General features: G+C 75.5%; 13 protein-coding genes. 6 read left to right on the forward strand and 7 right to left on the reverse strand.

The annotated features are described in order from the left end of the window. Window positions 1–47: 47 nt before the first annotated feature. From PSED_RS15940 to PSED_RS15955, 5 genes are all read right to left on the reverse strand, one after another. Window positions 48–929 carry a hypothetical protein gene (locus PSED_RS15940; protein ID WP_013675281.1) on the reverse strand — a complete coding sequence of 294 codons (882 nt, stop codon included), beginning with the start codon at window positions 927–929 and terminating at the stop codon, window positions 48–50. Next, on the reverse strand, window positions 926–1,051 hold the full coding sequence (locus PSED_RS35310; protein WP_013675282.1) for a hypothetical protein: 126 nt from the start codon (window positions 1,049–1,051) through the stop codon (window positions 926–928). Before PSED_RS35310 ends, PSED_RS15940 begins: the two co-directional genes overlap by 4 nt. A 46-nt stretch (window positions 1,052–1,097) precedes the next feature. Further along, a complete protein-coding gene (locus PSED_RS15945; protein ID WP_013675283.1) occupies window positions 1,098–2,150 on the reverse strand; it encodes a hemolysin family protein in 1,053 nt (350 codons plus the stop codon). Further along, entirely contained in the window at window positions 2,140–3,474 is a 1,335-nt protein-coding gene (locus PSED_RS15950) for a hemolysin family protein (protein WP_013675284.1), read from the reverse strand. The genes PSED_RS15945 and PSED_RS15950 overlap by 11 nt, the downstream gene beginning before the upstream one ends. 188 nt (window positions 3,475–3,662) lie before the next feature. Beyond that, window positions 3,663–4,790: a DNA glycosylase AlkZ-like family protein gene (locus PSED_RS15955; RefSeq protein WP_013675285.1), complete on the reverse strand. Its 1,128-nt coding sequence runs from the start codon at window positions 4,788–4,790 to the stop codon at window positions 3,663–3,665. Between the two features lie 248 nt (window positions 4,791–5,038). Between PSED_RS15955 and coaA the strand changes: the two genes are divergently transcribed. Both coaA and PSED_RS15965 read left to right on the forward strand, forming a co-directional pair. After that, window positions 5,039–6,001: a type I pantothenate kinase gene (gene coaA, locus PSED_RS15960; protein WP_013675286.1), complete on the forward strand. Its 963-nt coding sequence runs from the start codon at window positions 5,039–5,041 to the stop codon at window positions 5,999–6,001. Between the two features lie 144 nt (window positions 6,002–6,145). Further along, window positions 6,146–6,637: a MarR family winged helix-turn-helix transcriptional regulator gene (locus PSED_RS15965; protein WP_013675287.1), complete on the forward strand. Its 492-nt coding sequence runs from the start codon at window positions 6,146–6,148 to the stop codon at window positions 6,635–6,637. 9 nt (window positions 6,638–6,646) lie between these two features. Here the strand turns inward: PSED_RS15965 and PSED_RS15970 are convergent, their stop codons facing one another. Then, window positions 6,647–7,444 (reverse strand): DUF427 domain-containing protein, encoded by a 798-nt coding sequence (locus tag PSED_RS15970; protein WP_013675288.1) that lies wholly within the window; start codon window positions 7,442–7,444, stop codon window positions 6,647–6,649. 238 nt (window positions 7,445–7,682) lie between these two features. Between PSED_RS15970 and PSED_RS15975 the strand changes: the two genes are divergently transcribed. Further along, window positions 7,683–9,494, forward strand: a complete 1,812-nt coding sequence (locus tag PSED_RS15975; protein ID WP_013675289.1) for a serine/threonine-protein kinase — start codon at window positions 7,683–7,685, stop codon at window positions 9,492–9,494. Window positions 9,495–9,554: 60 nt separating this feature from the next. Here the strand turns inward: PSED_RS15975 and PSED_RS15980 are convergent, their stop codons facing one another. Continuing rightward, complete coding sequence (locus tag PSED_RS15980) at window positions 9,555–10,319, reverse strand: sulfite exporter TauE/SafE family protein (RefSeq protein ID WP_041761372.1); 765 nt, start codon at window positions 10,317–10,319, stop codon at window positions 9,555–9,557. Window positions 10,320–10,537: 218 nt separating this feature from the next. On the opposite strand from PSED_RS15980, the gene PSED_RS15985 reads away from it, so the two are divergent. From PSED_RS15985 to PSED_RS15995, 3 genes are all read left to right on the forward strand, one after another. Beyond that, on the forward strand, window positions 10,538–11,197 hold the full coding sequence (locus tag PSED_RS15985) for a DUF4232 domain-containing protein (protein WP_013675291.1): 660 nt from the start codon (window positions 10,538–10,540) through the stop codon (window positions 11,195–11,197). Window positions 11,198–11,290: 93 nt separating this feature from the next. Continuing rightward, complete coding sequence (locus PSED_RS15990; RefSeq protein ID WP_013675292.1) at window positions 11,291–12,043, forward strand: alpha/beta fold hydrolase; 753 nt, start codon at window positions 11,291–11,293, stop codon at window positions 12,041–12,043. Window positions 12,044–12,127: 84 nt separating this feature from the next. Then, entirely contained in the window at window positions 12,128–12,523 is a 396-nt protein-coding gene (locus tag PSED_RS15995) for a winged helix-turn-helix transcriptional regulator (RefSeq protein ID WP_013675293.1), read from the forward strand. Window positions 12,524–12,574 lie beyond the last annotated feature (51 nt).

Here is a 12,574-nt window from a genome sequence, read left to right on the forward strand (position 1 = left end):
TGAGTGGCGGTCGTAGCCACAGCGACTGCCACAGCGACGATCGCCACTCACAGGCGCTCGCAGAGCGCGATCAGGCGGGAGCGCAGCGGCGCGGCGCGCTCGGCGAAGGCCGCCTGCAGCCGGGCGTACTCGGCGCGGCCCGCGGGGGTCTCGATCCGGACCGGTGCGTAGCCGTGGGCGGCGAGGTCGTAGGGACTCGCGCGCATGTCCAGCTCGCGGACGTCGGCGGCCAGCTCGAAGCAGTCGCCCAGCAGGTCCGACGGGCACCCCGGGGCGAGCTTGTACGCCCACTTGTAGAGGTCCATCGTCGCGTGCAGGCACCCCGGCTGTTCCAGCGCGACCTGGGTCTCCCGCGTCGGGGTCAGCGCGTTGCGGGGGCGGGCGCCGTCGGTGAAGAACCGGAACGCGTCGTAGTGCGTGCACTGCACGGGCAGTGACTCGACGACGGCGTCGGTGCCGGCGGCCCCGAGCCGCAGCGGGACGGCCCGGTGGCGGGGCGCGTCGCTGCGGTAGACCATGGCCCACTCGTGCAGGCCGAAGCAGCCCAGCCGCGCCGGCCGCGACGCGGTCGCACGCAGCAGCCGGCCGACGAACTCCGCGGTCGAGCGCAGCCGGGGCAGGGCGGCGACGTCGAGGACGACGCCGGCGGGCCCGCAGACGTAGCCGGGCCGGTCGAGGAACTCCGCGGCGTCGCGCAGGGCGACGCCGGGGCCGGGGTCCCAGCGTTCGAGCTGGGCGGGCCGCAGCGAGTAGTAGGTGAAGAGGAAGTCCAGTACCGGATGGGCCTCGCCGCGGCGGCGCCGCTCGCGGTGCGGTCCGGTCCAGCGGGCCATCCGCTCGCGGTGGGCCCGGGCCCGCTCGCGCCACTGCCCGCCGTCGAGCACGACGGCGGGGCCGCGCGCGGTGGCGACGGACGGGGCTGCGGTCACCCGGCGACGGTACCCGGCCCGGCGGCGGGCTCCGGGCGGGCGACCCAGCGGGCGCCCGGGCCGCCCTCCTCGATGCCGTAGGCGAGGATCCGCTGCGGGTGGATGCGGATGACGCCCGCCACGGTCGCACCTGAACCGAGGTCGAGGTCAAGACGTCACGACATGGGGTCAGGCCTGCGGGTCGGGCGCGGTGTGGGTCGAGTCGCGCACCGTCCCGACGTAGGCCTCCACCAGGTCCTCCATCGCCACCAGGCCGACGGTGCTGCCCTGCGGGTCGACGGCCCGCGCGAGGTGGGCGCGCGCGCTGCGCAGGGCGGCGAGCGCCTCGTCGAGCCGGGCGTCGGCGGGAACCTCCGGCAGCCCGCGCACCCGCGAGCCGGGGACGACGGCGGCCGGGTCGTCGACGACGTCGAGGATGTCCTTGACGTGCAGGTACCCGATGAGCCGGCCGTCGGCGCGCAGCGGGAAGCGGGAGTACCCGGTCTCGGCGACGACGGCGGCGACCTCCCCCACCGTCGGCCTGGCCGACAGCGTGACCAGCTCGTCGAGCGGGACGACGACGTCGGCGACCGTGGCCTCGGCGGAGTGCAGGGTGCGGGCCAGGCGGCTGGACTCCTCGTCGTCGAGCAGGCCCTCGCGTCGTGAGTCGGAGATCATCTCGGCCAGCTCGCCGCTGGTGAAGGCCGCCTCCAGCTCGTCGCGCGGCTCGATGCGCAGCAGCCGCAGCACCGAGTTCGCCATCCAGTTGAAGGCGGAGACGAACGGGCTCGCGACGCGCGTCCACACCAGGAACGGCGGGACGAGCAGCGCGGCGGTCCGCTCGGGCCCGGCGATGGCGATGTTCTTGGGCACCATCTCGCCGAGCACCATGTGCGCGACGACGACGATCGCCAGCGACAACGCGAACGCGATCGGGTGCAACAGCCCCTCGGGCAGGCCGAGCAGGTCGAACGGGCGCTCGATCAGGTGCGCGACAGCGGGCTCGCCGAGGCGGCCGAGCAGCAGCGAGGCGATGGTGATGCCCAGCTGCGACGCCGCGAGCATCCGCGACAGGTCCGCGCTCGCCGCGAGCACCGTGCGCGCGGCGGCGTCGCCCGCGTGGGCCATGGCCTCCAGCCGGTCGCGCCGGGCCGAGATCAGCGCGAACTCGGCGCCGACGAAGAACGCGTTGGCCAGCAGCAGCAGGACGGCCGCGAGCAGCGCGAGGAGGTCACCGCCCATCGACGGCCTCCGCCTCCGCCGGGCGGCGGGCCAGCCGCAGCTCGGCGATCCGGTGCCGGTCGCGGCGCATCACGGTCAGCCGCCACCCGTCGACGACGAGGTCGTCGCCGACGTCGGGGATCCGCCCGAGCCGGGCCAGTACCAGGCCGGCGAGCGTCTCGTAGTCGCCCTCGGGCATGTCGAAGCCGGTGGCGTCGGCGACCTCGTCGGCGCGCAGCAGGCCCGAGACCACCCACGAGTCGCGGCCGAGCGGGCGCACCGTCGGCTGCTCGGCCCGGTCGTGCTCGTCGCGGACGTCCCCGACGATCTCCTCGACCAGGTCCTCCAGCGTCACGAGCCCGGCCGTGCCGCCGTACTCGTCGACGACGACGGCCATCTGCAGGCCGGCGGTGCGCAGCCGGGTCAGCAGCGCGTCGCCGTCGAGGGACTCGGGGACGGTCGGTGCCTGCTGGACGAGGTCGCGGACGACGGTGTGCACGCGCTCGGCCGCCGGTATCCCGAAGGCCTGCTTGACGTGGACCAGCCCGAGGACGGTGTCGGGGTCGCCGTCGCGGACGGGGAAGCGGGAGAAGCCGCTGGTCCGCGACAGCAGGACGAGGTCGGCGACGGTGTCGTCGGCGTCGAGGGCCTCCATCCGCACGCGCGGGGTCATCAGGTCCTCGGCGACCCGGTCGGTGAACCGCAACGAGCGGTCCAGCAACGTCGCCGTTCCGGCGTCGAGGGTGCCGTGGGCGGCGCTGGCCCGCACGAGCGAGCTGAGCTCGTGCGGGGCCCGGGCCGAGCGCAGCTCCTCGGCGGGCTCCACGCCGAGCTTGCGGACGACGCCGTTGGCGGTCCGGTTGAGCCCGTTGATCAGCCAGCGGAACGTCGCGGAGAACCCGGCCAGCACCCACACGACCGCGCGCGCGGTCACCAGCGGGCGGGCGATCGCGATGTTCTTGGGCACCAGCTCGCCGAAGACCATCGACAGGGTCGTGGCCAGCACCAGCGAGAGCGCCGTGGCGAGACCGGCGGACCAGCCCGGCGACATGCCGGTGGCGTCCAGGCCCGGCCGGATCAGCTCGGCGATCGCGGGTTCGGCGATGTAGCCGGTGGCCAGCGTCGTCACGGTGATCAGCAGCTGGCTGCCCGAGAGCTGGAACGACAGCTCGCGGTGCGCGCGCTGCAGCGCCATCGCGCGCCGATCGCCCGACTCGGCGACGTGCGCCTCGATCTGGCTGCGCTCCAGCGCGGTCAGCGAGAACTCCGACGCGACGGCCACGGCGGTGCCGAACGTCAGCGCGAGCACGGCGACCAGGCCGAGCACGGACAGCAGGACCGTCATCGGACGGTGCTCCTGGCGGGGGACGCGGGAGAGAGGTTCCGGGGCGGGCGTGGCGGTCGACCGCAGCCCGGGTCACCGGGCCGTGCGCTGGGCACTGCTGCTCCTCGGGACACTGTCGGACGGGCCGCCGCACGTGCGGGTGCGGAGGCGCCGAGTGTAGGGCGTCGCCCGCGACGGCGCCCAGGTGATCAGGCGAGGGTGACCGTCGCCTCGGCCTTGCCGCGGACGACGGCCAGCCGCTGCGCCTCCTCCTCGAGCGCGGTGCGTTCGGCCCTGGTGAGCCGCCGGAACGCGGTGACGCCGATCTCCAGCGTGCGCTTCTGCCGCGGCCGCCACACGCCGGCCGCCTCGGTCCCGGCGAGCAGCAGCCCGGGGCTGCCGAGCGGGCGCCACAGCCGGCTGCGGTGGTCGGGGTCGGGGACGAGCAGCGCGCGGTCGCGGCCCTGCAGCACCGGGTCCGAGGGCGCGAGCAGCCGCAGCCCCGGCTCGGGGGCGTCGGCGCGGACGGTGTCGAGGTCCTCGGCGCGCACGAGCCCGGGCCGCCCGCCCACGGTGACGTCCACGAGATCCGCGGCGGGCGCGTCGGCGACGACGGGCTTGGCCACCCCGAGGAAGTCGGCGACGTCGGCGAGCGAACCGCCGGGGAAGAGGCGCAGATAGGTGCGTTGCAGCGGAGCCGTCGGCCCCGTGGCGGCGGGCAGGCCCGCCCAGCCGGGGATCGCCTCGAACGTCAGCGGCCTGCTGTCGGGCACCAGCCGCATCCCCGCGGGCAGCGCGGCGAGGCGCAGCAGCTGCTCGGAGACGTGCCGGGTGTCGCAGGGCCGGCAGAACGGTGCGAGCGCCGGCCGGATCCGCGTGGTCACCTGCGCGCTGAGCCGGGACTTGGTGACGGTCCCCTCCGCGGCGAGCACCGCCGCGACGGCCTCGGCCACCTCCCGGTAGGCGCCCTCGCCGGTGACCCCGGCCTCGGCGAGACGTCTGCGCTGCCACGCCAGCCGCGCCATCGCGTCGGCGTCGTCGCGGGGCCGGCCCACCGCGGCGAGCAGCGGCAGGTCGGCGCTGCGGTGCAGGTGCGGGGCCCCGCGGAACGACCAGACCAGGGTCAGCGCACCGCCCGCGGTGACGTCGGCGGCGGGCGGCAGCGGCACCGCCAGCCGGGCCGAGACCGCGGCGCGCAGCGCGCCGGGCGGGGTGTCCTGCACGCCCAGGTCGCAGACGGCGAGCTCGTCGACCCGGCTGGCGGTGCGCCAGGTGAGCCCGTGCACGGCGAGCCGGTGGGCGAGCACGGCCTGCGGGTCGAGCGCGACGGGGGTCACCCCGTCATCGTGCCCGGACCCGCGGTGTCCGCGCGCCGTGTCGGGCGCGGCGCTGTTCCGGCGCGGCGGGGGTGTCGGCGCGGGGGTGTCGGCGCGGGGGTTTCGGCGCGGGGGTGTCGGCGCGGTTTCGGCGCGGCGCGCGGAGATCGGTGCGACCGATCTCACGAGGCCGAGCCGCGACGTCGGCGTCTAGGTTGGACCACCATGTCCACGTGGTGCGGCCGACGACGGCAGAGGGCAGTGTTCCGGTGACCCGGGCCACCGGCACGCGCAACGGCGCGGCGTCCCCGTTCGTCGACTTCGACCGGGCGGCATGGGCGCGCCTCGGCGCGACGACACCGCTGCCGCTGACCGCGCACGAGCTCGAGCAGGTCCGCAGTCTCGGCGACCACGTCGACCTCGACGACGTCCGCGAGGTGTACCTGCCGCTGTCGCGGCTGCTCACGCTGCACGTCCAGGAGGGCGGGCGGCTCTACCGCGCCTACCGCAACTTCCTCGGCGGCACGACGGCACGCACCCCGTTCGTCATCGGGATCGCCGGGTCGGTGTCGGTGGGCAAGTCGACGACGGCGCGCCTGCTACGGCTGCTGCTCGCCCGCTGGCCGCAGCATCCCCGCGTCGAGCTCGTCACGACCGACGGCTTCCTCCACCCCAACGCCGAGCTCGAACGGCGGGGTCTCATGCAGCGCAAGGGCTTTCCCGAGTCCTACGACCGCCGCGCGCTGCTGCGCTTCATCACCGAGATCAAGGCGGGACAGGCCGAGGTCCGCGCGCCGGTGTACTCGCATCTGGTCTACGACATCGTGCCCGGCGAGCAGCTCGTGGTGCACCGGCCCGACATCCTGATCGTCGAGGGCCTCAACGTGCTGCAGCCGGCGCAGCCGAGCCTCTCGCGCGGCGGGGCACTGGCGGTCAGCGACTTCATCGACTTCTCCGTCTACGTCGACGCGGCGACCGACGACATCCGGAGCTGGTACGTCAGCCGGTTCCTGAAACTGCGCGAGACGGCGTTCCGTGATCCCGCGTCCTACTTCCGCCGCTACGCCGCACTCGACCGCCCGGCTGCGGTCGCGCGGGCCGAGTCGATCTGGGCGGAGATCAACGGGCCGAACCTGGAGGAGAACATCCTCCCGACGCGGGGCCGGGCGAGCCTGGTGCTGCGCAAGGGCCCCGACCACGCGGTCACCGGCATCCGGCTGCGCAAGGTCTGACACCCCAGCCCGCCGCCGTCCGGAGGTGTCATCGCACGTCCGGACGGTCGCGACCGGCGAGCCCGCGTCGGGGTCCGGGGGCACTGCTGGCACGATGGGTGGATGCAAGGCGGTGCCGATGTGGCGGGCCCGGAGGTGCCGGGTATGACGCATGCGACTCCCGGGATGGCCGACGACCCACCCGACGACGACACGCACACCGCGCTGGCCGCGCGGCTGGGGCTCGTCGTCGGGCGGCTGAACCGGCGCATCCGTATCGACGGCCGGGAGTCGGTGCCGCCGTTGCAGCTGTCCGCGCTGGTCACCGTCGAGCAGCGGGGCCCGCTGCGGCTCTCCGAGCTGGCCCGCCGCGAGGCCGTCACCGCGCCGACGATGAGCCGGGTGCTGGCCGCCCTCGACGACCAGGGGCTCGTCGTGCGCACGGTCGACCCCGACGACGCCCGCGGGGTGCTGATCACCTTGTCGGCCAAGGGCGCCGAGGTCCTCAAGGAGGTGCGCAACCACCGCACGGCGCTGGTCGCCCGCCGCCTCGGCAGGCTCGACGCCGCCCAGCTCGCCGCGGTGCACGACGCGTTGCCCGCCCTGGAGGCCCTGCTCGTCGACGACGCGGCGAACCCGGGCACCGACCGGGTCTGAGCCCCGCCGTCAGACGGGGGTGCCGTCGACCAGGACGGTCAGCTCGTCGTGCGCGAACGACAGCAGCCCGGCAATCCGTGCCGCCTCGGGCAGCGGCTCGGGGTAGACCCATGCGGCGTCGGCGAGCAGCCGTCCGTCGGGCAGGCGGACCGAGCGGTAGCCCGCCTCGCCCTTGTAGGGGCAGCGGGTGCGGGTCGGGCTGGGCTCCAGCGTGGCGGCGACGTCGCTCTCCTGCAGGTAGTACCGGTGCGGCAGCCCCGTCTCGGCCAGCATCGTCGGGTGCTCGCTGCGCGCGAGGACGGTGTCGCCGTGGCGCACCTCGACGGTCCGCGACGTCGGCCGGATGTCGATGCGCGTGTACGGGTCGGTGAGGTGGGCGTAGACCTGCTCGTCCTCGTCGTACCAGGCGTCGGCGGCCGTCCAGTACAGCGCCGCGTGCCCGGCGAGCCACGCCGCGGCGGGCTTCGGGTCGGGGTAGGACCACAGGGCGTTCTCGACGAACCGGTCGTCCACCCGCAGCGAGTGGTAGGCGGCGTCGCCCTTGAACGGGCAGTGCGTCGTGTGCGCGGACGGTTCGAGCACGGCCGCGTCGATGTCGGCGAACGGCACGTACAGCACCGGCAGCAGCGCGGTCTCGTGCAGCAGCAGCCCGTCACGGGTGTCGAGGACCGTGCGGCCGCCGAGCACCGCGCGGACGCGGCGCCCGAACGGATGCGCGAGCAGCTTGTGCGGCGGCCCGTCGATCACGTAGTTCGCGGTGGCGGGCGCGGTGGGGGACAGGGGACCGGTGGTGCGGGTCAGGCCCACGGGAGGGATCCTTCCGGCCGGGGTCGTCGGAGCCTCCAAGGCTGCCTCGTGACCGGCCCGGTGTCAGGTCGGGGCCGCCCGTCGCACGATGCGGCACCGCTCGGTGTTCCTGCAGGCCAGGAGATCCGCCCGGCGAATGTCCCGGCGCGGCCACCCGGTCGCGTGGCGAGCGCTGCGGCGCGCGGCGGTCCGCGCCTGACATAGTGGTCTCGACGGGACCTGGGGGAGGCGACGAGTCGTGGACGCGGTGGCTGCGCTGCTCGCCGGGCTGCTCGACGGCCTGCGCCGGATCGTCAGCCCGGAGGTCTGCCCGGGTTCCTGGGCGTGGGCGACGACGCTGCTCGGCATCGGCGTCGGCCTGTTGCCGACCGTCGGAGCGGTGTCGGTCGCGCTCTGGCGGCGGCGCATCGGGTCGCGCTACGGCCCCGTCGAGTCCACCGGGCTCATCGCCGCCGGCGTGCTCACCTGCGGCGTGCTGCCGCTGCTGGTGTTCTCGGCCGTCGGCCAGGTCTTCGCCGCGGCGGCCGCGGGCGGATCGGTCCCCGGCCTGTCGGCGACCGCCGTCCGCTCCCTGGGGACCACGGTGTGCGTCGCGGGTGCCCAGTCCACCTACCTGGGCCGGGGCTCGGTCGGCGACGCGTTCGACCCGTCCGATCCGGTGCGCCTCGCGATCGCCGTGCTGCTGCTGGTCCTCGTCCCGATCGTCACGACGTTGTTCGTCGCCGCCCAGGCCCGGCTCGCGCTGCGGCGCGGCCCGTCGTGGCCCGCCCGGTTCTTCTGGGTGCCGCTGATCGGCCTCGCCCTGGTGACCGTCGGCAGCCCGGCCGGTTCGTCGGAGCACCTGTGGGTCGGGATGGCGACCGGCGCGCTGATCGGCGTGGTGCTCACCGCGATGGCCGGGAAACCGGGCCACGACGTCGTCGCCCGCTCGCTCGATCCGGCCGCCCGCACGTCGCGGCGCGACCGGTCGGCGGCGTTCCGACGCGAACCCGCGCCTGCCGGTGCTCCGGCGTCGGGACCCGTGCCGGGGCCGCGTGCCGCCGTCGCCGCGCCGCAACGCCCGCCCACGCGCCCGGTGCCGCCGCCCGTCGCCCCGACCGGGTCGCGGGTGCCGCCGCCGCGCACGCTCGTCGCGCCCACCCCCGGACCCGTCCCGGGCAACGCCTTCCCGGCCGCCGCCGTACCGGGCCCCGCCCGCGGCGCCCGGTTCAGCCCGATCCGGCGCATCGGCGCGGGCGGGTTCGGCCGGGTCGTGCTGGCCCGCGACGCCAAGCTCGGGATCACCGTCGCGCTGAAGGCGGCGCACGCGCCCGACGCCGAGACCGAGGAGCGGATCCGCCGCGAGGCCGCCGCCCTGGCCGCGGTGCGACACCCCAACTGCGTGCGCATCCTCGATCTCGTGCACGCCCGCAGCGACCCGGGGCTCGCGGGCCTCGACGGCATGGTCATCGTCATGGAGTACGTGCAGGGCATGTCGTTGGGCGAGCTGGTCCAGCAGCACGGCACGCTCGACGACGTCGCCGCCGCCCGCGTGTGGGCCGGGGTCGCGGGCGCGCTGCACGCCGCGCACTCCCACGGCGTGCTGCACCGTGACGTCAAGCCGGGCAACGTCATCGTCGATCCCGCCGGGGTGGCGCATCTGATCGACTTCGGCATCGCCCGGCGCACGGGCGACTCGACGCTCACGATGGCGGGCTACGTCCTCGGCACCCCCGACTACCTGGCGCCGGAGGTCGCGGGCGGCGGCAAGGCCACTCCGGCGTCGGACTGCTGGCAGCTCGCCGCGACGGTGTCCTACGCGCTCGCGGGTTTCCCGCCCCGCGGCGGTCACCCCGACGCCGTCTCGGGACTGCGGGCCGCGGCGGCCGGTGCGAAGCTGACACACCTGCCGCGCCGCAGCCACCACCTGTCGCTGCTGAAGTCGGCGATGCGCAACGAGGCCGGCAAACGGCCCGACCTGCCGACGATCCACCGCAACCTCGACGACTGGCTGCGCCGCAACGGCACGTCGGCCCAGGGCCCGGTCACGGCGGGCACCGCGCGGCGCTGACCCGGCACCCGTGGCTCGGCCGCGCCGGGGCTTCGCGGGCCGCGACCGCACGGCCCGGTCTCAGAACGCGTCGAGCCCGAGCTTCACGGCGAGGCCGAGGCCGGCGAGCCCGATCGCGGTGCGCAACAGCGTCGTCGGGAGCCGGCGGGCGATCGCCGGACCCAGCCACGACCCCACGAGCACGCCGGCGGCGAGCGGCACCACCGCCGCCCACCGGACGTCGCCCGCCACGGCGAACGCGACCGCGGCCGTGCCGTTGGCGAGCCCCAGCAGGGCGTTCTTCAGCCCGTTGGCCTGCAGCAGCGACACGGGCAGGCCGATGAGGAGCAACGCCAGCAGCAGCACTCCGGCCGCCGCGCCGAAGTAGCCGCCGTAGACCCCGACGAGGCCGATCCCGCCGAGGACGAGGAGCCGCCCGGTGCGCGTGGGCCCGCCGTCGGCCTCCCTCGCCGCGGCGGCGCGGATGCGGGGCTGGCACAGCAGCACCAGCGACGCCCCGCCCACCAGGAACGGCACGATCTTCTCGAAGCTCCCGGCGGGGGTGAGGAACAGCATCGCCGCCCCGATCGCCCCGCCCACGACGACCAGCGGCGCCAGCCGCCGTACCCGCGCGCCCTGCCCTGCGAGCTCGGGACGCGAGCCCGCGACCGACCCGACGCTGCTGGCGAGCAGCGCGACGGTGTTGGTCATGTTCGCGGTCGTCGGGGGCAACCCGACGGCCAGCAGCGCCGGGTAGGAGAACAGCGACGCGAGCCCCGCCATGGAGCCCGACAGCCCGGCGCCGAACCCGGCTGCGACGAGGAGCAGCAGTTGGCCCGTCGTCACGGTCGCGCGCGGTCGACGCGGCGGTTCGGCACGCACCGACACTAGGCCTCCTCCCCGCCGGGGCGCGGTGCCCGCCGCTGCGATGCGTCCCACACCCGGCGGCGTCCGGTCGATCATGGTCTGCAAAGATCAGCTCGCCGTTCGGCGCGTGAGAGCAACCTCTCGTCGTCGCCTGACGTCTACACAGAGGAAGACACGATCAGACGGGGGTGATCGGGATGTCCACGCGCACATGGGGGAGCCGCGTCGGGGTCCGCGTCGGGGGCGCTGCGGCCGCACTGCTGGCCGCGGTCGTGCTGGCCGGGTGCTCGGGTGGATCGGACGAGGTCAACGGCGGGACACCGGCCGCGACGACGAGCGCGCCGGCCGCGACGGCAGCGCCGGCGACGCCGGCCGGCACCGGCGGCGGCACAGGCGGCAGTGGTGGCGGCACGGGTGGTGGTGGCAACGGCGTCCCGCGCTGCACGGCCGGCGAGCTCAGCCTGTCCCTCGGCCAGGGCGACGCCGGGGCCGGTTCGGTGTTCCAGCCGCTGATCTTCACCAACAAGGGCAACCGGACCTGCGAGCTCACCGGGTTCCCGGGTGTCTCCTACGTCGCGGGCGACGACGGCCACCAGGTCGGGCCCGCCGCGGAGATGTCGGGTCCGCGCGGACCGGAGGTCCCGATCGCACCGGGACGGTCGGCGCAGGCGCAGGTGCAGTTCGTCCAGGTCGCGAACTTCGACGCGGCGGTCTGCCAGCCGACGCCGGTGCGCGGCCTGCGCGTCTACCCGCCGGGTGAGACGGCCTCGCTGTTCGTGGCGATGAACAACCAGACCGGCTGCGCGGGCAACCCGCCCGGCCCGCAGCTGACCGTCAAGACGATGACGGCGGCCTGACGGGCCGCGGTCCGGCCGACGACCGTCGCGGGTACCGATGAGCGAAGGCTCCCTTCGTCGTCACATGGGTGTGGCGACGAAGGGGGCAGCCGTATGACCGGCTCCGACCGACCGGCCGACACCTGGGTGCTCGTCCCGGGCGCGGGCGGTGAGGCGTGGTATTGGCACCTGGTGGTGCCCGAGCTGCAGCGGCGCGGGTACGCCGCGGTCGCGGTGGACCTGCCGGCCGGCGACGAGTCGGCGGGCGTCGACGAGTACGCCGATGTCGTCGTGGCCGCGCTCGCGGCGCACCGCGAGCGGACGGGCGGCGGCGGGCGGACGTTCGTCGTCGCGCAGTCGATGGGCGGGCTGACCGCGCCGCTGGTCTGCGCGCGGACGCGGGTCGACCTGCTCGTCCTGCTCAACGCCATGATCCCGCAGCCGGGGGAGGTACCCGGCGACTGGTGGGAGACCTCGGGTTTCCGCGAGGCCCGGCGCGCGCAGGCGTGTCGTGACGGTTGGGACATCGAGGACCTCTTCGAGGCCTTCATGCACGACGTGCCGGCGGACGTGCGCGCGGAGGCGGTGCGCCGGGGCGAGCCGGACCAGACGGGCGCCCCGTTCGCGTCGGCGTGGCCGCTCGACCGCTGGCCCGACGTGCCGACCCGCTTCCTGCAGGCCCGCGACGACCGGTTCTTCCCCGTGGACTTCCAGCGCGCGCAGGTCGCGCAGCGGCTCGGTGTGCCGTTCGACGAGATACCGGGCGGGCACCTGGTTGCGCTCAGCCGGCCGGTCGAGCTGGTGGACCGGCTGGAGTCGTTCGTCGGACCGGGCCGGCCGGGCGGGGCTGACCCCGGATCGGGCTGACCGGGACGGGTCGTGCGCCGGCCGGTGGTTCACGGTTTCGCGCACGGCCTCGGAGAGGGCGGCGGTGCTAGCGTGGGAAGGGACATGAGCGACCATCCGGGCGCCGGCGCGACGGCCGCACCCCTCTCCGCGACGCACGTGGACCACGCCGCGTGCGTGCGCGCCGATGCGTCGCTGACCAGGGCGTTCGCCTTCCTGGGCAAGCGCTGGAACGCGATCCTGCTCCGGGCGCTGGGCAGCGGTCCGGCCGGGTTCCGGGAGCTGGCGCGGGAGGTCGTGGGGATCAGCGACTCGGTGCTGTCCGACCGCCTGGGCGACCTCGCCGCCACCGGGCTGATCGTGCGGACCGTCAGCGAGGGCCCGCCGGTCTCGGTGTCCTACGCGCTCACGCCGCGGGGTGAGGCGTTGATGCCCGCGCTCGACCAGATCTCGCAGTGGGCCGCCGAGTACCTCCCCGAGGTACCCGGCGGCTCCTGCTGACCTCCAGGCCCCCGCCGCGGCCTGCCGGGTCCCGGACGCCGACGTCGTCGT

The sequence above is a fragment of the Pseudonocardia benzenivorans CB1190 genome (assembly GCF_000196675.2).
Lineage (GTDB): Bacteria > Actinomycetota > Actinomycetes > Mycobacteriales > Pseudonocardiaceae > Pseudonocardia > Pseudonocardia benzenivorans.

Coding starts and splice junctions, on each gene's coding strand:
- PSED_RS15995 (WP_013675293.1), top strand. CDS start 12,128: ATGAGCGACCATCCGGGCGCCGGCGCGACGGCCGCACCCCTCTCCGCG.
- PSED_RS15990 (WP_013675292.1), top strand. CDS start 11,291: ATGACCGGCTCCGACCGACCGGCCGACACCTGGGTGCTCGTCCCGGGC.
- PSED_RS15965 (WP_013675287.1), top strand. CDS start 6,146: ATGACGCATGCGACTCCCGGGATGGCCGACGACCCACCCGACGACGAC.
- PSED_RS15950 (WP_013675284.1), bottom strand. CDS start 3,474: ATGACGGTCCTGCTGTCCGTGCTCGGCCTGGTCGCCGTGCTCGCGCTG.
- PSED_RS15945 (WP_013675283.1), bottom strand. CDS start 2,150: ATGGGCGGTGACCTCCTCGCGCTGCTCGCGGCCGTCCTGCTGCTGCTG.
- PSED_RS15985 (WP_013675291.1), top strand. CDS start 10,538: ATGTCCACGCGCACATGGGGGAGCCGCGTCGGGGTCCGCGTCGGGGGC.